At 31.5% G+C, this 18904-nt stretch carries 15 protein-coding genes; 1 reads left to right on the top strand and 14 read right to left on the bottom strand.

What is annotated here, in order from left to right:
• Nucleotides 1-10: 10 nt before the first annotated feature.
• On the bottom strand, nucleotides 11-637 hold the full coding sequence (locus H3Z83_RS05820) for a 4'-phosphopantetheinyl transferase family protein (RefSeq protein WP_182124543.1): 627 nt from the start codon (nucleotides 635-637) through the stop codon (nucleotides 11-13).
• A 63-nt stretch (nucleotides 638-700) separates the two neighbouring features.
• Here H3Z83_RS05820 and ahcY point away from each other — a divergent pair, with 63 nt between their 5' ends.
• The gene (ahcY, locus tag H3Z83_RS05815) at nucleotides 701-2017 is read left to right on the top strand and encodes an adenosylhomocysteinase (RefSeq protein WP_182124542.1); all 1317 of its coding nucleotides are present in this window, start codon (nucleotides 701-703) and stop codon (nucleotides 2015-2017) included.
• A gap of 73 nt (nucleotides 2018-2090) precedes the next feature.
• Here the strand turns inward: ahcY and H3Z83_RS05810 are convergent, their stop codons facing one another.
• The 13 genes from H3Z83_RS05810 to H3Z83_RS05750 all read right to left on the bottom strand — a co-directional run bounded on the left by H3Z83_RS05810 (nucleotide 2091) and on the right by H3Z83_RS05750 (nucleotide 18896).
• On the bottom strand, nucleotides 2091-3098 hold the full coding sequence (locus H3Z83_RS05810; protein WP_182124541.1) for a TlpA family protein disulfide reductase: 1008 nt from the start codon (nucleotides 3096-3098) through the stop codon (nucleotides 2091-2093).
• A 77-nt stretch (nucleotides 3099-3175) separates the two neighbouring features.
• The gene (locus H3Z83_RS05805) at nucleotides 3176-4714 is read right to left on the bottom strand and encodes a YifB family Mg chelatase-like AAA ATPase (RefSeq protein WP_182124540.1); all 1539 of its coding nucleotides are present in this window, start codon (nucleotides 4712-4714) and stop codon (nucleotides 3176-3178) included.
• Nucleotides 4715-4766: 52 nt separating this feature from the next.
• Nucleotides 4767-5348, bottom strand: a complete 582-nt coding sequence (locus tag H3Z83_RS05800) for a DUF4126 domain-containing protein (protein ID WP_182124539.1) — start codon at nucleotides 5346-5348, stop codon at nucleotides 4767-4769.
• A gap of 71 nt (nucleotides 5349-5419) precedes the next feature.
• Entirely contained in the window at nucleotides 5420-7387 is a 1968-nt protein-coding gene (locus H3Z83_RS05795) for a protein-disulfide reductase DsbD family protein (protein WP_182124538.1), read from the bottom strand.
• 26 nt (nucleotides 7388-7413) lie between these two features.
• Nucleotides 7414-8730 (bottom strand): tRNA lysidine(34) synthetase TilS, encoded by a 1317-nt coding sequence (gene tilS / locus H3Z83_RS05790; RefSeq protein WP_182124537.1) that lies wholly within the window; start codon nucleotides 8728-8730, stop codon nucleotides 7414-7416.
• Between the two features lie 67 nt (nucleotides 8731-8797).
• Nucleotides 8798-10159, bottom strand: coding sequence for a TlpA family protein disulfide reductase (locus tag H3Z83_RS05785; RefSeq protein ID WP_182124536.1), 1362 nt, complete (start codon nucleotides 10157-10159; stop codon nucleotides 8798-8800).
• A 48-nt stretch (nucleotides 10160-10207) separates the two neighbouring features.
• Complete coding sequence (locus tag H3Z83_RS05780) at nucleotides 10208-11035, bottom strand: alpha/beta hydrolase (RefSeq protein ID WP_182124535.1); 828 nt, start codon at nucleotides 11033-11035, stop codon at nucleotides 10208-10210.
• 3 nt (nucleotides 11036-11038) lie between these two features.
• Entirely contained in the window at nucleotides 11039-11275 is a 237-nt protein-coding gene (locus tag H3Z83_RS05775; RefSeq protein WP_317167217.1) for a hypothetical protein, read from the bottom strand.
• Nucleotides 11276-11329: 54 nt separating this feature from the next.
• A complete protein-coding gene (locus H3Z83_RS05770; RefSeq protein ID WP_182124534.1) occupies nucleotides 11330-11842 on the bottom strand; it encodes a hypothetical protein in 513 nt (170 codons plus the stop codon).
• Nucleotides 11843-11865: 23 nt separating this feature from the next.
• The gene (pabB, locus tag H3Z83_RS05765) at nucleotides 11866-13176 is read right to left on the bottom strand and encodes an aminodeoxychorismate synthase component I (protein WP_182124533.1); all 1311 of its coding nucleotides are present in this window, start codon (nucleotides 13174-13176) and stop codon (nucleotides 11866-11868) included.
• Nucleotides 13177-13241: 65 nt separating this feature from the next.
• Nucleotides 13242-15644, bottom strand: a complete 2403-nt coding sequence (locus H3Z83_RS05760; RefSeq protein WP_182124532.1) for a sodium-translocating pyrophosphatase — start codon at nucleotides 15642-15644, stop codon at nucleotides 13242-13244.
• Nucleotides 15645-15762: 118 nt separating this feature from the next.
• Nucleotides 15763-16290: an inorganic diphosphatase gene (locus tag H3Z83_RS05755; protein WP_182124531.1), complete on the bottom strand. Its 528-nt coding sequence runs from the start codon at nucleotides 16288-16290 to the stop codon at nucleotides 15763-15765.
• 101 nt (nucleotides 16291-16391) lie between these two features.
• Nucleotides 16392-18896: a DUF5686 family protein gene (locus H3Z83_RS05750; protein ID WP_182124530.1), complete on the bottom strand. Its 2505-nt coding sequence runs from the start codon at nucleotides 18894-18896 to the stop codon at nucleotides 16392-16394.
• Nucleotides 18897-18904: the final 8 nt, after the last annotated feature.

Here is an 18904-nt window from a genome sequence, read left to right as displayed (position 1 = left end):
GATAAGATTTTTAGGAAACATATACACATGTAAAACCTTCAGTTTCTAAAAACTGAATATCATATTCAGAGGTTTGTCCTTCATATAATATTTTACCCGTAGTTTTATTAGTGTCAAACGAAAAATCTTCTATGTAAATATTCTCCAAAAAGAGTAACTTTTTCTTTCCGTAAATCTTATATAAACTCTCCTTAGCCCCCCAAACTATAGTCAGTTTACTTACCAAAGCATCGTGATTCGCAATTGACTTATATTCCTCGATGGGCGTAAATTTATGCGCAATCTTTACAATTTTATCACGTTGTTTTTCAATGTCTATTCCAACAGGTTTTTCATCAGAAATAATGATGCCTGAAAAAGTAAACGAATGTGTAATCGAAATAAATTTACCATCTTTTAAATGAGGCTTCCCATATTCATCATATACCAAATCAGCATCGGTATAACCGACTTCTTTTAATAAATGACGAACACTTAAAAAGCCTCTCCTGTGCAAGTCAGATTTCATATTATCTACTCTGTTTTGGCTATTTTTAGAAAGTACTATTCCATCCGATAAATCTTCAAAAGATTCTTCTATCTTCCAAATCAATACTTTAGAGTTATTGTTTGTCGTTAATGTTTTGTGAATAGGCATATTTTAGAAAGTTATTTCGTAATTTTGCGACTCAAAAATTTAGATACATAAATATACATAAATATGAGCACAAATACCGCTACATACGTACCTTTTAAAGTTAAAGATATCTCTTTAGCTGATTGGGGGAGAAAAGAGATTGAATTGGCAGAAGCTGAAATGCCAGGATTAATGTCTTTAAGAGAAGAATATAAAGATGAGCAACCATTAAAAGGTGCAAGAATTGCAGGATGTTTACACATGACGATTCAAACTGCGGTTTTAATTGAAACTTTACAAGCTTTAGGAGCTGAGGTTACTTGGAGTTCTTGTAATATTTTTTCTACACAAGATCAGGCTGCTGCTGCAATCGCTGCTGCTGGAACGCCAGTTTATGCATGGAAAGATATGACTGAAGAAGAGTTTGATTGGTGTATCGAGCAAACTTTATTCTTTGGTGAAGATAAGCAACCATTAAACATGATTTTAGATGATGGTGGAGATTTAACAAACATGGTGTTAGATAAGTACCCTGAGTTAGCTGAAGGAATCAACGGTTTATCAGAAGAAACTACTACAGGAGTTCACCGTTTATACGAAAGAGTTAAAAACGGAACTTTACCAATGCCAGCAATTAACGTTAACGACTCTGTTACGAAGTCTAAGTTTGATAACAAATATGGATGTAAAGAATCTGCAGTTGATGCGATTCGTAGAGCTACTGATATTATGTTAGCAGGTAAGCGTGTAACTGTTTGTGGTTATGGTGATGTAGGTAAAGGTACAGCTGCTTCTTTTAAAGGTGCGGGTTCTATTGTTACTGTTACAGAAATTGACCCTATTTGTGCGTTACAAGCTGCAATGGACGGTTTTGAAGTAAAGAAATTAGAAACAGTTGTTGGTAATTCTGATATTATTATTACTACTACTGGAAATAAAGATATCGTTCAAGGACGTCATTTCGAAGCAATGAAAGACAAAGCTATTGTTTGTAACATTGGTCACTTTGATAATGAAATTGACATGGCTTGGTTAAATGGTAACTTTGGTGATACTAAAGATACTATTAAGCCTCAAGTTGATAAGTATAACGTAAACGGAAATGATATTATCATTTTAGCTGAAGGGCGTTTAGTAAATTTAGGTTGTGCAACTGGACACCCAAGTTTTGTAATGTCTAACTCATTTACAAATCAAACATTAGCTCAGATTGAATTATGGAACAATGCTGATGCCTATAAAAATGATGTATATATGTTACCTAAGCATTTAGATGAAAAAGTAGCAAAATTACACTTAGCTAAAATTGGTGTTGAATTAACAGAGTTACGTGAAGAACAAGCTTCATATATTGGTGTAACTGTTGAAGGACCATATAAGCCTGAACATTACAGATACTAAGATTTAGTAATGACTATAAACAAAAATCCCGCAACTAAGTTGCGGGATTTTTTATTGACTAAATTATAATCAATTATATTTTTAAAGAATCAAATAACTCAATTAGTTTTGGGCTAGATGGTCTAGGTGCATTGGCATCTACAATATTTCCTTGAGGGTCAATTAAGATAAAACGAGGAATACTATTTACTCTATAAGCTCCAGAAAAATTCTTATCTCTTTTAGAGTATAGCTGAACTCCGCTTAAGTTTTTATCAGCCACCATTTTTTTCCAAGTTTCATAATCTCTTTCTTGATCAACTGAAATACTTACGAATTCAATATTTTTTCCATGGTATTGTTTTTCAACTTTTTGTAAGAAAGGAATTTCTTTTTTACAAGGATTACACCAAGTTGCCCACATATCAATATACACATATTTACCTTTTAAATCATCTAAAGAAGTTGTTCCTCCTTTATAGTTTTCATAGTCAACAAACTTTGGCGACTCAGAACCTTTAGCCAATTTTGTAGCTAAGTATAATTTATCTGCGTGTGTTTTGTCTAAGTATTTTTTTAACCCAGTAATGTTTTTCTTTTGAAAAGCAACAAAAGCAGAATCTAATTTAGTTTCTTCGATTCTTTTGTTAAACCCATCAACAAATGCATTAATCTTAGTGTCGAATTCTTCTTTAGGTAAAGTAAAAAGGTTTTTATCTTTAAATAATTCTTTTTGTAATAAAGATGATTTTGCGATAAAATTACTTTCGTCAGCACCTACACCATTATAAGTAAGTGTTTTAGAAAACTCTTTTGTGTCAAGAGTCATATTGATGTCAGCTCCATTTTTTAAATATAAAGTAGCATATTCTCCACCATCAAACAAACGGTAAAAACCATCTTTTACATTCATGGTATCTTTAAACATTCCGTTCTCATCAATTTTAATTACTCTTTTAAATTTAAATTGAGGATTAGAAATAACGACTGAATCAGAATTTTTATTGGTTATTTTACCTGAAAAAGTAACAAAGTCATTTTGTTCTTTTTTACAAGAAACCATTGCAATGGCAACAGCCATTAAGCAAACTATTTTTTTCATTAGTTGTAAGTTTAATTATTACTTTAATAGCTTACTAAATTACTAATTTTTAAGTTACAGAAAAGTTTTTTAACTATTTAACCTAACCAGCCCTCTCTATCTAAACTTCTATACTGAATAGCTTCAGCAATATGATCTGATGCGATGTTTTTTGAAGAAGCTAAATCTGCTATAGTGCGAGAAACTTTTAGTATCCTATCATAGGCTCTGGCAGATAGATTTAATTTCTCCATTGCTGTTTTTAATAAGGTTTTACTTTCTTCGGATAATTTACAGAATTCACGAATTTGTTTTACACTCATTTGCGCATTGTAATGGATGTTTTCAAATTCTTTAAATCTTCCTGTTTGAATTTCTCTAGCAGCGGTTACTCGCTTTCTAATTTCAATAGATGTTTCTCCTTTTCGTTCTTCGGTTAGTTTTTCAAAAGGAACAGGAGTTACTTCAATATGGATATCTATACGATCTAGCAAAGGTCCAGAAATTTTACTTAAATAGCGCTGCATTTCAGCAGGAGAGGAGGTCATTGGTGAATCGGCATCGTTAAAATAACCAGACGGACTTGGATTCATACTTGCTACTAACATAAAACTGCTAGGGTAATTTACTGTAAATCGAGCTCTAGATATCGTTACTTCTCTATCTTCTAATGGTTGTCGCATAACTTCTAAAGCTCCTCTTTTAAATTCTGGAAGTTCATCTAAAAATAATACTCCATTATGTGCTAATGAAATTTCTCCTGGTTGCGGTAAATTATTTCCGCCGCCAATTAAAGCGATGTCTGAGGAAGAATGATGTGGGCTACGAAATGGACGTTGATACATTAATCCTGAATTAGACACTTTACCAACAACTGAATGAATCTTGGTTGTTTCTAAAGCTTCATGTAATGTCATTGGTGGTAGTATAGAGGGGAGTCGTTTTGCTAACATAGTTTTTCCAGCTCCAGGTGGACCTATTAATATAATATTATGTCCACCAGCTGCTGCGATTTCCATACAGCGTTTTATACTTTCTTGCCCTTTTACATCGGAAAAATCAAACTCAGGAAAGTCAATATGTTTATAAAACTCAGCACGCGTATCAACAATTGTAGGTTCAAGTAACTCTTCTTGATTGAAATGATTGATTACTTGCATAATATTATCAACCCCGTAAACTTTTAAATCATTTACAATTGCCGCTTCTTTAGCATTTTCTCTAGGTAATATAAAGTGTTTAAATCCATCTTCTCTGGCTTTTATAGCAATGGGTAATGCACCTTTAATAGGCTGTAAACTTCCATCAAGAGATAATTCTCCCATAATAATATAATCAGCTATATTTTCTGATTGTATTTGTTTGGATGCAGCGAGGATACCCATAGCGATTGTAACATCGTAAGAAGCACCTTCTTTTTTAATGTCAGCAGGAGCCATATTGATGATTATTTTCTTTCCGGGTAGTTTGTATCCATTATTATTTAATGCAGCTGAAATTCGATACGAACTTTCTTTAACAGCATTATCAGGTAATCCGACTAAATGATAACCGATACCTTTATCAATATTTACTTCAACAGTTATTGTGGTTGCTTCAATGCCAAAAACAGCACTTCCATAAACTTTTACAAGCATAACTTTCTCTTTCTGTTAAAGATAGAGAAAAATATAATGAGTTTAAAGCTGTTTAATTAGAGGTGTTTTTCTTTGCAGATGAGAAAAGTGATTTATAAATTTTTCTAATAATAAAGAAAATTAAAACGACTAGAAAAATAGCAACAATTGGAATGAAAATGGAAAAGGCAGACATTACCATTGCAGTTCCTGTTTCAATAGTTGAAATTACTGGATTTGCCACGCCAGCTGTTGAAGCAGTGGAAGCGAGTCGAGTAGAAGCTGTCGTTCCTTTTATAGCTGACGCAGTTCCCCCTCCAGCAATAATAGCTAAAGCCCAAGTAATTACAGGAGATAAATCGGCAACGGTAGAAACCATTACTGCAGTACCTGCAATAGCTGCTAGTGGGATAGCTATGGTGTCTAACAAATTATCGAACCAAGGAATATAGTACGCGAAAATTTCTAAAACAGTGGCAATTCCTAAAGTAATAATTGCGGAAGAACTTGCTACCCAACTCCAGCTTTCATTTAAAGGAATGATATTGTAATATCCAGCTAAACTTAACGCGAAAAGGGGTAAAAATACTCTAAAACCAACCGAAGCTGCTAAACCAATTCCTAAGAAAATACTGATAATTGATTCCGGACTCATACTTTTTTTGATGTCAAGATATAAAAAAAAGCCTCTTAATTAAGAGGCTTTTTTAAAATATTTAGTGCTTATTAGTTATCGTTATAACGGTCTAAACCAGTTTTTAACCAATCGTAATAAGTTGAATGATCTGAATATTGTTGAGGTGTATTAAGTACCTCTAAGTTTGGACTCATTAATACATAAAATGGTTGAGAAGCAGTTTTAAAGTTAGCTGCCTGTAATGTAGCCCACTTATCACCATAAGTTCTAATTCTTTTTACTTTACCGTTTGGCTTAATAAAATCGAACTGCTCTTCTTCTGGTAATTTTCTTTCGTGGTCATCAACGTATAATGAAATTAATACGTAATCATCATTAATTAATGAATAGATATCTGGTTGACTCCAAATGTTTTCTTCCATTTTACGACAGTTAACACATGCCCATCCAGTAAAGTCTAATAATACTGGTTTGTTAACTGATTTTGCGTAAGCAATACCTTCATCAAAATCTTTGAAACAATTTAATCCTAATGGACATTTGTTGTCTTTTTGATAGATACTATGAAATTGAGGTGGCGCAAATCCACTTAATAATTTGTTTTGATTCCAAGCTGGTTTTTGCATAACTCCAGGAGCTAAGTATATAGCGAATCCTAAAGCTAAAAGACCTAATAATACTCTAAAGAAAGATATTTTTCCATATTTCTTACCGATAAACCCGAATAAATATAATGCTGCTAAAAATGCAATTAATACCCAAATACCAATAAAGATTTCTCTTTTTAATAAATCCCAGTGACCTACTAAATCAGCGTTTGATAAGAATTTGAAAGCAAAAGCTAATTCTAAGAAACCTAAAATAACTTTAACTGTATTTAACCATCCACCAGATTTTGGTAAAGAGTTTAACCATCCTGGGAACATTGCAAATAAAGCAAAAGGTAATGCTAATGCAGCTCCAAAACCAATCATACCAGCTGATAATTGCATCGCTCCACCGCTAGATCCTAAAGAACCTGCTAATAATGAACCTAAGATAGGACCAGTACAAGAGAATGATACAATTGCTAATGTTAACGCCATAAAGAATGTACCGATGATACCTCCAACGTTAGATGCGCTATCTGCTTTATTACTCCAAGAGCTTGGTAATGTTAATTCGTAGAATCCAAAGAACGATCCTGCAAAGAATATTAATACTGCAAAGAAAAATACATTTAACCATACGTTAGTTGAAATAGTATTTAAAATCTCTGGATCTAATGTATCTAAATAGTGGAATGGTAAACTTAAAAGTCCGTAAATTAATACGATAAAGAATCCATATAATAATGCACTTCCAACACCTTTTCCTTTTTTCTCAGTTCTTTTAGTAAAGAATGATACAGTTAAAGGAACCATTGGGAATACACATGGAGTTAAAAATGCTAATAAACCACCAACAAAACCTAACAAGAAAATGTTTAATAAAGAATCTCCTTCTTTTTCTTCAACACTTTTTTCAGTTGTACTTTTTAGTAAAACTGTATTTTTTAAGTTAAGATTTAATGTTTGAGACAAAGATTTACTTTTATCATCTACCTCTGCAACCGTTTGTTCAACAACACCGCCAGTTAAAGAAAATGTAAAATCTTCATCGAAAGGTAAACAATATTCTTTACAAACTTGTGCGTCTAAATTAAGTGTTACTTGAGTTAAACTTGGATCAGTAACAGTAATACGTTGTATTAATTTACCTTCTTCAACAAAGAAAATTTCGTCTTTCCCCCAAATTTCACTGAATTCAGTTTCGGTTTCACTTTCTTTTGCTTTACCATCAACAGTAAAACCTGTTTGACCTTCTGCTGGAGAAATAGTCATTGGTAATGAAGCGTCTTCTGGATTATATTGTGAATATAAATGCCAGTCATCAGCGATTTCTAAATCAAAAATTAAATCGTACTCAGTATCTGAGATTTTTTCGACAGTAGGAGTTACTACTATAGGGTTGTCATCCGATTGAGAATAAACAGCTAAACCTATGAATAATAAAAATAGAGTAAAGAATTTTTTCATTCGAGTTAGTTTATAAGGGGTTGTTTTTAAATGCTCATTTTTAATAATTCGGTTGTTTTACTTGTGGGAAAAAAACGTTTGTCTTGTCTTTTTCCTACAACCCAAATGATTTTGTCGTCATTTGAACAAAGCAACCAAATATTTTCTTTATCAAAAACAGATAATTTTTCGTCTTTAAAATACTTGCTAATCTTCTTTTTCCCGATCATTCCTGATGGATAAAAGTAATCTCCTTCCCTCCATTTTCTTAGAGAGAGCGGGTAATTTAACAAATTTTTATCAACATAAATGCTATTTGTATTGATTTTTTTTTGTTGGTGAACGTTTTCGAATAACAAGTTGATTGGGTTTGTTATCCTGGTGTTTTCTTTATTAATGATAATTGGCTCTTGATTAGAAGGGCTTTTTTTATCAGTGCGTAAAAGTAATAAAAAATCTCTGTCTTTCAACAAAGTATGCAAATTTGTTGACACTTTCTTACCTGATTGAGCGTAAATTAGATGATAAACATCATTCCATTCTGTAAATTTATAGTCTTTTAATAATTGATATAAATATGCTTTTGGATTAGACAACTGCACTAATTTAGAAATGTTTATTTTTAAAATTCCACGATCTTCTGAAATAATTTCTTCGTAAACCTCTTTTATTTTGTCATTTACAATTTGTTGAGATTGCTTAAGAAAAGCTGATGTTTTTGTAAAAGATTCTAATAAACTAGGATTTAATTCTTTTAAAGATGGAATTATTTCGTGCCTTATTTTATTTCTTAAATATTTAGTTTCAGCATTACTAGCATCTTCTCGCCATTGAATATTGTTTTTTGTAGCGTAATTATTTATTTCTTCTTGAGAAAAAGCTAACAGAGGCCTCACAATTTTATCATTTATAACAGGAATACCTGTTAAACCTTCTAGCCCCGTACCTCTTGTTAAATTGATTAAAAAAGTTTCTAAGTTGTCATCTGCATGATGAGCTGTTAAAATATAATCGAAGTCATATTCTTGAGTTAATTCATAAAACCAATCGTATCGTAATTTTCTTGCGGCTAGCTGCGTTGATAATTTAAGCTCTTTGGCAAATTGTTCTGTTTTAAATTGAGTAGTATATGCTTTAATAGAAAGATCTTTACTTAAGTTTTTAATAAACACCTCGTCTAAATCGCTTTCTTTTCCTCTTAGCTGAAAATTACAATGCGCTAAAGAAATATTGTATTTTAATTGATGTAATAAATGAGTTAAAACAACACTATCTATTCCTCCTGAAATTGCAATCAGAAGTTTTTTTTCTTTTAGAAAAGAAAAATTAGAATTAATATGTTTTGCAAATCCTGTTAAATACATCTTGGTAATTCAAAACCCTTTTAAATTAACTTAAAAGGGTTTTGTTATTATTTGATTTATGCGATTATTAAATATTTAATTCATTAAATAGTTCAATCAAAGCTTTGTTTGATGGTCTTGGAGCGTTTGCATTAATAATCTTTCCATCAGGATCAATTAAGATAAAGCGAGGTATGCTATTAATACCATATCCTTTCACAAATTTAGAATTCCAATCGTTGTCAGAAAATAATTGAACTCCTGTAAGTTCTTTTTCTTTTACCATTTCCGTCCAAAGATTATGATCTTTTTTAACATCAATAGAAATACTTACAAACTCAATGTTTTTATCATGGTATTGTTTTTCAATCTTTTTTAAAGATGGAATTTCTCTTTTACATGGTCCACACCAAGTTGCCCAAACATCTACATAAACATATTTACCCTTAAGATCATTTAAAGAAGTAGTACCACCAGCATAATTTTCATAATTTTCAAAAGTTGGAGACTCACTACCTTTAGCTAATTTTTTAATTAAATTATATTTCTCAGTTAATTTGGTTTTGAAATCTTCGTCAGTTGAAAGTCTCATTATTGATTCATATAAATCTCCAGATTTTGGGTTTCCAGAAGAAACATCACGAGCTACACTAGTTAATAATCCGTTTTTAATTTCAGGGCTTTTTACATTTTCAATGAATGCAATAGCAGCTTCTTGAAACGGAATACTATCTTTTTCTGATTTTTCTCTTACAGTTTTATAAAAATTTCTACCTACTAAGTTTTTGTATGCAGAGGATGTTTTATAATCTTTTTCATTGTCATATTTTAAATCTTTAGCTAAGTCAGGAAAGTTTTTAGAAACTTTAAAGTCTTTGTTTTTAGTAAAGTATGCATGAGCTCTTTCATATTGCTTAGCTTTTAAAATATGATCATATTTTAAATTTGTTTTTTCAGACTCGACAAAATCATTATCTAAATCACTACTTAAAGAGTTTAATAACTCTGTTTTTTGATCGTTAATTTTGTTTAAGTAATTAGCTTCTTCTAATAAAAATAATTTTGTTGGGCTACCATACTTTTCTATGGTTAAGTATTTTTGAGCTAAAAAATTATTCTCATTACTTCCCTTACCTGTATAAGTTATTGTTTCGTCAAATTCCTTAGCATTCATATTTAAAGTGATGTCGTAACCATCTTTTAAATAGATTGAAGAACTTTCTTTACTGTCTGAAAACCTGAAATAACCGTTAGCATCAAAAATTGTATCAGAAAACACACCTGTATCTGATACAGTTATTTCTCTTACTTTTTTATTTGAGCTATTAATGATTGATAATAAATTGCTGTTTGGGTTTTCAATTTTACCTGAAAATAAAACGTAATTTTTTTCTTCTTTGTTACATGAAATAATAGTTAAAACTATTAATACAAAAATAATTTTCTTCATAGTTATCTTTTATAAATTTTATGCAATATAGTAAAATGAACTATAGGTTTAGTTAAAAGTTCTTTGTTTCAACCAATTCACTATGTCGTTTAGCATTTCCTCTTTGCATAAATCATTGTGTAATTCATGATAGCCTCCTTCATAAAGCTTTAAAGTTGCTTTGTTAGAGTTGTTAGCGAATGTTTCTGTTCCTTTATAATCAATTATTTTATCGTCAGTTCCATGTAATAAATACATTGGAATTTTAAGATCTGAAGCATTTTCTATCGCCCAATCTGCGGCATCAAAGAAAGATAATGAGAAATTTGGACTTATTTTGTCGTGTACTAACGTATCATTGATGTAATTATCTACTTCTTCTTTAATACGAGAAATATGAGTAGCATCTAGCTCACTTGGTAAAGTAATTGAAGGTACAATTTTTTGCATTAATTTCCCTGCGGTAAGTTTCCATGCTGGAGGTTGGAAAGCTAATTTTAACATCGGACTTGTAGCAATTACACCGTTTAAAGAATTATCCTTTCTTAAAACATAGTTAATTACGGTATTTCCTCCCATCGAATGACCGTATAAGAACATTGGTTTATCACCAAAAACATCTTTTGCTTTATCAATTAGTTTAGAAACACTATTTAAAACAGCATCGTAACTCGGATTATGCCCTCGTTTTCCAGTAGTTTTACCATGTCCGAAATGATCAAAAGCAATTACGCCAAAATTATTATCAGTTAGTTTTTTTGCAACATGTTCGTAGCGCCCCGAATGTTCTCCCATTCCGTGAACAATAACTACAACCGCTTCAACTTTTTCAGGTTGCCAATATTGACCGTAGAAATCAGTCTTATGATAATTGAAATTAAACTCGTGATGTGTCATAGTTTATTGCTTTTTTAACCAAACTCTAATTTCTTTACGCAAAGAAACTTCTGGTTTTGGTAATGGGATGGTTTTACCGAATTGTTTACTTCTATTAAATTTTGAAAACGTAATTTTAAGTTGTTTCCAATCTTCTGGATATTCCTCTAAAAAGGTATTGAAAAAAATCTGTTCATTAGGTGTTCCTTCTATTTTAGAAAGTACATGATTAAATTTTTCTTCTTGTTCTATAATCATCATATAGTAAATATAAAGAAACTAGTTTGAATTTAGTAAAATAGATTATATACAATCTTATTCTCTACTAATATTTCCGTCATTTGAGATTTTAAAATACAGTGTAGATGGATTGTCAGAAATATACTCTGTTAACTCAATTCTATTTTTATCAAGCTTCGAAGTAGTTTTTAGCATACCATCAGTAATTTCATCATAAGCTAAAACTTGACTATTAATAATAGTAAAATCCTTATCGTAGTTAACTAGCATTGAAATTATTTCTACATTATTTGGATAAAAATAGAATACTACAGATTGAAAGTTGTCAGATATTTTAGGAAGGTATGAAATTCCGATTTTTGCTTTTTCATTATTTAATTGATCTTCAAATATTGAAGGTAATTTTAATAATTTTTGCTCTTCTTTACTTAAAAGTTTTCCTTCAACATGATTACTAAAATTAGTACTGTCAATTAGTGGTAGTTGCTTTACTGGGTATTCATTTACAAATGAATATTTGTTGGTTTTACAAGCAATTCCAATAATCAAGAATATTATTATAGTTAAAGATTTACAGATATTTTTCATAGGATAAATATAATTAAGTTTTATTAGTTGTTTAAAAGAACATATTTCATAGCCTTAGCTTTTAAAAGACATTCTTCATATTCTTTTTCGGGAGTAGACTTAGCAGTAATTGCTCCACCTACAGAATAAGAAACGTATTTTTCTTCAGTATTGTATAAAATACTTCTAATAACCACATTAAAATCAAAATCTCCATTTGGAGTAAAATAACCAACGGTTCCAGAATAGAGTCCGCGTTTGGTTTCTTCCAACTCTTCAATGATTTTCATTGCTGATATTTTTGGAGCACCAGTCATGCTTCCCATAGGAAAAGTGTCTTTTATAATATCTACAGGGTGCGTTGTCGATTCAACTTCAGAAGTTATAGTAGAAATCATTTGATGGACTTGCTTAAATGAATATACCTTGCATAATTCTTCTACCTGGACACTACCTTTCTTTGCGGTTCTTGATAAATCGTTACGAACCAGATCTACAATCATAATATTTTCCGATCGTTCTTTTTCATCACGAGCTAAGTCGAACGCAATTTTATCGTCTTCAATTTTATCAATCAAGCGTTTAGCGGTTCCTTTAATAGGTTGAGATATAATTTTTGCTCCTTCCTTTTTTATATAACGTTCTGGAGTTGCAGATAATAAATATAAGTTTTCGTGTCTGAAAAAAGTTGCAAAAGGAGGTTCGGAAATTTTATTTAAATGTTGATAAATTTCATGCGGATTGATAGTTGTGTTCTCAGCATAAAACTCTTGACAGAAATTAGCTTCGTAAATATCACCTCTATGAATATGCTCTAAAACCTTTGTTACTTTTTGGTGATATTCGTCTTTATGAATTCGAAGCTTAATTTTTAGATTGTTCTCCTCAGATAATTCATCAAAAGTTATTTTGGTGTTGATTCCATGGATTTCTTCAAAATCTTCTTCTAATTCGTCATCAATCATTTGTAAGTAATGAAACTCAACAATATTACCCTTTATAAAGATTACTTTTTGCGGCTGAAAGAAATACAAATCAGGAAAATGCAACCCATCAAAATTATTTGAAGTTAATTTCTCAACATCATTTTTTACATCGTAAGAAATATATCCGAAAAGATAATCTTTGGTGTATGATTGATACTCTTTTAGCTTGTCGAAAGCGCCATGATAATCAGTTTTTATAGATGTGAATTCATCAACAGCCAAACAACAATCGAATGAAGCATATTTTTGTTCGTAATTATTAGAATCTAACCAAAGAGCTGTTTCAAACTGCTTTGACCATGAGAATAATTTCTGCTTAAATTCTTCTGGATTTTCTATTTCAAAATTACGTTGGGTTCTTTTCGACATCGTACAAAAATAAGAAACCCGATAGAAATAATGCTATCGGGTTTAGTTTTATAAAATTGAAAGAGTTATTCTTTCTTTTCAACTTCTACTTCGATAGTTTTAGCTTCTTTTTTTACATTTACTGAAACTATTTCTCCAGCTTCTTTGGCTTTTGCTTCAATCTCTTCAGCAGTACCTTCAAGTTTTTGGATGTTAGTAACTGTTTTTCCATCCTTAGTCGTAGATGTTGTAATGGTAGCTTTTGCCATATCTCCATCAATAGATTTCATTTCAACTCGAACTTCTTTTTTGATTTCGTTAGTAGCATGTTCTGTTGCACCATGATTTCCTAATAAAGGAGCGATAACTAAACCAACTAAACAAGTTAATTTAATTAAAATATTCATTGAAGGTCCAGAAGTGTCTTTAAAAGGATCACCAACTGTATCACCAGTTACAGCAGCTTTATGTGCGTCAGAACCTTTATAAGTCATTTCTCCGTTAATTTCTACACCAGCTTCAAAAGATTTTTTAGCGTTATCCCAAGCACCACCAGCATTATTTTGGAAGATTGCCCACATAACACCAGATACACAAACGCCAGCCATGTAGCCACCTAAAGGTTCTGCACCAAAAATTAATCCAATTAAAATAGGAGTGATGATGGTAATTAAACCTGGTAAAATCATTTCTTTTAATGCAGCTTTCGTTGATATATCAACACATTTTGCATATTCTGGAGTTCCTGTTCCTTCCATAATCCCAGGAATTTCTCTAAATTGGCGACGTACTTCATGTACCATTTCCATGGCAGCTTTTCCTACTGATTCCATTGCTAAAGCAGAAAAAACTACAGGAATCATTCCTCCAACAAATAACATTGCTAATACATCTGCTTTAAAAATATTTATTCCGTCAATTCCGGTAAATGTTACATAAGCAGCAAATAAAGCTAAAGCAGTTAATGCAGCAGAAGCAATTGCGAAACCTTTGCCTACTGCGGCAGTTGTATTACCAACAGAGTCTAAAATATCTGTACGTTCACGAACGTGATCTTCTAATTCACTCATTTCTGCAACTCCACCTGCATTATCTGCAATTGGTCCGAAAGCATCAATTGCTAATTGCATAGCTGTGGTTGCCATCATTGCAGATGCAGCTAAAGCTACTCCATAAAACCCTGCAAAATAATATGAGCCATAAATAGCAGCAGCAAATAAAATAACTGATAAAAAAGTAGACTTCATTCCTACAGCTAAACCTGCAATAAGATTTGTTCCAGCTCCTGTTGCACTATTTTGAACTATACTCATCACTGGTTTTTTACCTAAACTTGTATAATACGCAGTAACCATTGAAATTAATGCTCCAACTGCCAAACCGATACATGCAGACCAGAATACGTTTATTGAAGAAACATCTCTAATTCCTTCTCCAAAAAAACTCATTTGCATAGTTTCTGGTAGCATCCAGTCAATTAAGAAATAACTTGCAGCTAATGTTAATAATATTGAAGCCCAGTTACCCGTATCTAATGCTTTTTGTACTTCAGCTTCTTTTGCTGAGTTATCTTTAATTCCAACTAAGAATGTTCCTATGATAGATGCTACAATACCAACTCCTGCAATTACTAAAGGTAATAGGATAGGTCCCATATTATTAAAACCATCAGTAAATTGAGTAGTCGTAGACATATCTCTAATTACATAATTTCCTAGTACCATTGCAGCTAAAACAGTTGCAACGTACGAACCAAATAAATCGGCCCCCATACCAGCAACATCACCAACATTATCACCAACATTATCTGCAATTGTAGCAGGATTGCGTGGGTCATCTTCTGGAATTCCTGCTTCTACTTTACCTACTAAATCGGCTCCTACATCGGCAGCTTTGGTATAGATACCTCCACCAACACGGGCAAACAATGCAATTGATTCTGCCCCTAGTGAGAAACCAGCTAAAGCCTCTAAAACGACCGTCATGTTTTCGTAAAAAGAGCCATCTCCTCCCATAAATTGGTTGGTAAAGAAAATAAAGAATAAACTCAATCCTAAAACGGCTAAACCAGCAACTCCAAGTCCCATTACTGTTCCGCCTCCAAAAGATACTTTTAAGGCTTCTGGCAAACTTGTTTTTGCAGCTTCGGCTGTTCTTGCATTTGCATCAGTTGCAATACGCATTCCTATGTTTCCTGCTAAGGCAGAAAAAATAGCTCCTATAATAAATGCAGGAACAATCATCCAGCTTGTTGTGTCTACTAATTTTGATATGATAAAAAGTGCTACTGAGGCAATAGCAACGAAGATTAATAATAATCGATATTCTGCGGCTAAAAAAGCAAGAGCTCCTTCTTTGATACTTTTTGAAATGGATTGCATTTTGTCACTTCCTGCATCTTGTTTTTTCACCCAGACCATTTTTATGTACATAAAAATAAGTCCTAAAATTGCCAAAATGATTGGCAAATACATCATGTTTTGTTTCATGTTTAAGTTATTAGATTAGTTATAAGTGTTCGTAAATATAACAAAATCAATAACTAAACAAAAAAAACTCTCAGAGTGTCCTGAGAGGTTTTTGAAATTTATTGAGAAAAATCACTAATTATATAGTAAAGTCTCCGTTGGTTTTATGTTCGCTATTTTCGTAACGTTCGATACACTTATCTAAAATTTCATAAGCTTCGTTAGCATCACCCCAAGCACCAATATCAACCTTCTTTTTTTCTAAATCTTTATATACTTGAAAGAAGTGAGTAATCTCTTTTACTCTGTGCGGATTTAAGTCAGCAAGATCGTTATAACTATTCCAAATAGGATCAGTAGTTGGTACACAAATTATTTTTTCGTCTGGTCCTTTTTCGTCTGCCATATGGAAAACACCGATAGGTTTTACTTCCATAACACACATTGGGAAAGTTGGTTCAGCGCCTAAAACTAAAACATCTAATGGGTCACCATCTAAAGCTAAAGTTTTTGGAATAAATCCGTAATCTCCAGGGTACATCATTGATGAAAATAACATTCTGTCGAAACGTATTTTACCTAAATCAAAATCGTATTCGTATTTATTTCTACTACCTTTCGGTATCTCTATTAAAACATCTACTGTTTTTCTTTCTTTTGCAGTCATATTACTTGCTTTTCTTCGTTTCTAAAATCGGATTGCAAAAGTAGTAATTTATTAATATTTTAAAAGGAAAAATACAGGTTATTTTATTGTTAAATCAATGATTATAAGCCAGGTCTAATTCCTATACGAATAGCAAATTTTGGAGTTGGTGCTACAATTGACCCTGTAGGTGGTGTATAGTTGCTTCTCCAGATAGCATCAATTCTAAGAAATCTAAGGTTTCCGTATCCAATATTTTCTAAACCTACACCATATTCATAATATACTTTGTTAGGTGAGTTGTAGATTACATTTGATCTATTTATAGCAATGTTTTCATTTGAAATCGTTCCATAAGCAGCCCTAAATGTTAATAAACTTCGCAGTTTTAATTTTTTAAGCAAAGGAATTCTGTTTAAAATAAAGCCATTAAAATGATGTTCGAAGTGCGTTGCTAAATACGTATCAGTTACAAAATCATAATAGTTTAACAAGGCAAAAGTATCTTTAACTAAAGAAAATGATTGGTTAGCAGGTACTACACTTAGTAATCCAATAGGTACGTTTCCAAATGTTTTACCGGCCTCAAAAGTAGCATCGAAAATTCCAAATTTACTTAGTAAAATAGGTTGGTTGTATTTAAATTGAAGCTTGTCATAATCATGAGTACCATTAAAAAGACCTTTGTAACCTCTACGATAATTAAGAACTAGAGTAGGGAATATGTTTCTTCCAAAACGTCTTTCAACTCCAAGACCATAAACAAACCTTCCAGGTGTATATGAAATATATAGGTCTGAAGCAACGTCTGTGATTTCAGATTGAATAATGCCATTATTATCAAGATAGTCCATAGAGAAATTCTCTTTAGATGCAGATTTTATTTTTGCATGTGAGAAGTTAAGTCCAATATGAAAATTCATTTTAACTTGGTAGTCGAAATTAGTAGCAACTTTCTCTACATTAGATAAATAAAAGTTGTCTCCTCTATTGAATAATGCCGTTGTACCAAAACTTCCTCCTAAAAGCTGGGTGGTGTTTAATAAAGTACTTCCTAATTGTTCAATGTCTTTTTGATAAGCTGCTCCTACAGCAATTCTTGGTTTGTATGAAAGTAAATAACGTCCTTCTGCTCCGTATTTTATTTTTTTATCTTTAAAACCATAGGCTAAATGTCCACTTAAACGGAAACGATCATCTTTTGTTTTAAAAGTTCTAAAACCTATTTTAGCTCTAAATCCTTCTACTTGGTTACTTGCAAAAGTTGTCCAAAGTGGTCCAAATTGAACTCCCATTTTAGTGTTGATATATCCACTCGCAACAGTGTTGATTAAACCAGTAATATTTTTTATTTGCTTCTTTTCTTTAACTTCATTAATCAATTGATAAGTTGATTTATTTTCATCACTAATGGTAGTTTTCCAATAAGTATCATCTTTTTCGTATTGATCTGGCCTTATTTTAGTAATTTCTTGTGTGTAGAAATTTTTAGCAAGAGGTTTGTCTAATACATAATCTTCAAAAGTGATAGTCTTTTTAATAGTTAGTCCTTTGTTGCTTTCATTCTTGTCAACAAGAGTGAAATCGCCTTCATATGCATTTTTTGTAGGTAAGTAGATACTGTCGTTTCTAACTTCAAATTCTTTTTCAAAAGAAAGTCCACGCACAAAGTTTAAGTTAATGCTTTTATGAACTTTCATTTTAAGTTTCTTGATAGAGAATGTTTTGTCTGCTACCCAAAAATTTCCTTGAAAAGCTAAATCTCCATCTCTAATAGGAAAGAAATAAACATTGTAAAGTTTCTTTTTGTTGTCTACAATACTGTCGTAAAGTACATAGTCGTATGTTGCAAATCCATCAGTAGATAAAGGGCTTACAAAAGACTTTCTTAATAAGGTGATGTTGTTTTTAAAAACATCGATGTTTTGAAAGGTATTGGACATTCTATCAAAAACAAAACCTTGAGCTCCTAACCCTTCTTTTTTTTCTGCCTCAACATCTTTTCTAATGTTTCCATTTATATTGTCTCCATACACTTTAGAAACCTCTTCATTAAGGAAAATAGGTACGTAATAGTTAATACCATCACTGTCGTATTTTACTTGGGTAATTGCTTCTTTATATTCTTTTTTGAAGATTTTTTTTAAAAACAAAGTGTCTAGATTGTTAAGTCCAATTTCGATACTCGTATGTTTTTTATATTGATAATAATCAACTAAATCTAAACCGTTTTTTCTTTTACGTTTCCAAATTTCTTTTAAAATTCGATACGCAGGATTTTCTTTTTTCTTTAGACGTTTCTTAGGTTTGTTTACTATTATTACTTCCTCTAATTGATTGGTTCCTTCTTTAAGAACAACATTTAAGAATTTTGTTTTTTGACTAACTTTTAAAGTTTGTGTTTGAAAACCGATGAATGAAATTTCTAGAGTTCCTCTGTATTTTTTTGTCTTTAAAAAGAATTTCCCATTGTCATCTGTAGTAGTTCCATAAGTAGTGTTTTTCATAAAAACATTTACATATGGCATCGGATTGTTAAATTCGTCAACTACTTTACCTTTTAAAGTTAATTGGGCTTGTAATGAGCTGGCAATCAGTAGAAGTGTGAGGATTAGTATCTTTTTCATCTTTTTAG

This window comes from Tenacibaculum pelagium (assembly GCF_014062345.1).
GTDB classification, from domain to species: Bacteria; Bacteroidota; Bacteroidia; order Flavobacteriales; family Flavobacteriaceae; genus Polaribacter; species Polaribacter pelagius.
The sequence above is the reverse complement of the archived record's forward strand: the minus strand, read 5'-3'. Positions and strand labels throughout refer to the sequence as shown.

Bases quoted from the DNA above. Each gene is read 5' to 3' on its own strand.
- H3Z83_RS05820 (WP_182124543.1), bottom strand. From the start codon at position 637: ATGCCTATTCACAAAACATTAACGACAAACAATAACTCTAAAGTATTG.
- H3Z83_RS05810 (WP_182124541.1), bottom strand. From the start codon at position 3,098: ATGAAAAAAATAGTTTGCTTAATGGCTGTTGCCATTGCAATGGTTTCT.
- H3Z83_RS05775 (WP_317167217.1), bottom strand. From the start codon at position 11,275: ATGATGATTATAGAACAAGAAGAAAAATTTAATCATGTACTTTCTAAA.
- H3Z83_RS05780 (WP_182124535.1), bottom strand. From the start codon at position 11,035: ATGACACATCACGAGTTTAATTTCAATTATCATAAGACTGATTTCTAC.
- tilS (WP_182124537.1), bottom strand. From the start codon at position 8,730: ATGTATTTAACAGGATTTGCAAAACATATTAATTCTAATTTTTCTTTT.
- ahcY (WP_182124542.1), top strand. From the start codon at position 701: ATGAGCACAAATACCGCTACATACGTACCTTTTAAAGTTAAAGATATC.
- H3Z83_RS05805 (WP_182124540.1), bottom strand. From the start codon at position 4,714: ATGCTTGTAAAAGTTTATGGAAGTGCTGTTTTTGGCATTGAAGCAACC.
- H3Z83_RS05755 (WP_182124531.1), bottom strand. From the start codon at position 16,290: ATGACTGCAAAAGAAAGAAAAACAGTAGATGTTTTAATAGAGATACCG.
- H3Z83_RS05795 (WP_182124538.1), bottom strand. From the start codon at position 7,387: ATGAAAAAATTCTTTACTCTATTTTTATTATTCATAGGTTTAGCTGTT.
- H3Z83_RS05750 (WP_182124530.1), bottom strand. From the start codon at position 18,896: ATGAAAAAGATACTAATCCTCACACTTCTACTGATTGCCAGCTCATTA.
- H3Z83_RS05800 (WP_182124539.1), bottom strand. From the start codon at position 5,348: ATGAGTCCGGAATCAATTATCAGTATTTTCTTAGGAATTGGTTTAGCA.
- H3Z83_RS05785 (WP_182124536.1), bottom strand. From the start codon at position 10,159: ATGAAGAAAATTATTTTTGTATTAATAGTTTTAACTATTATTTCATGT.
- pabB (WP_182124533.1), bottom strand. From the start codon at position 13,176: ATGTCGAAAAGAACCCAACGTAATTTTGAAATAGAAAATCCAGAAGAA.
- H3Z83_RS05760 (WP_182124532.1), bottom strand. From the start codon at position 15,644: ATGAAACAAAACATGATGTATTTGCCAATCATTTTGGCAATTTTAGGA.
- H3Z83_RS05770 (WP_182124534.1), bottom strand. From the start codon at position 11,842: ATGAAAAATATCTGTAAATCTTTAACTATAATAATATTCTTGATTATT.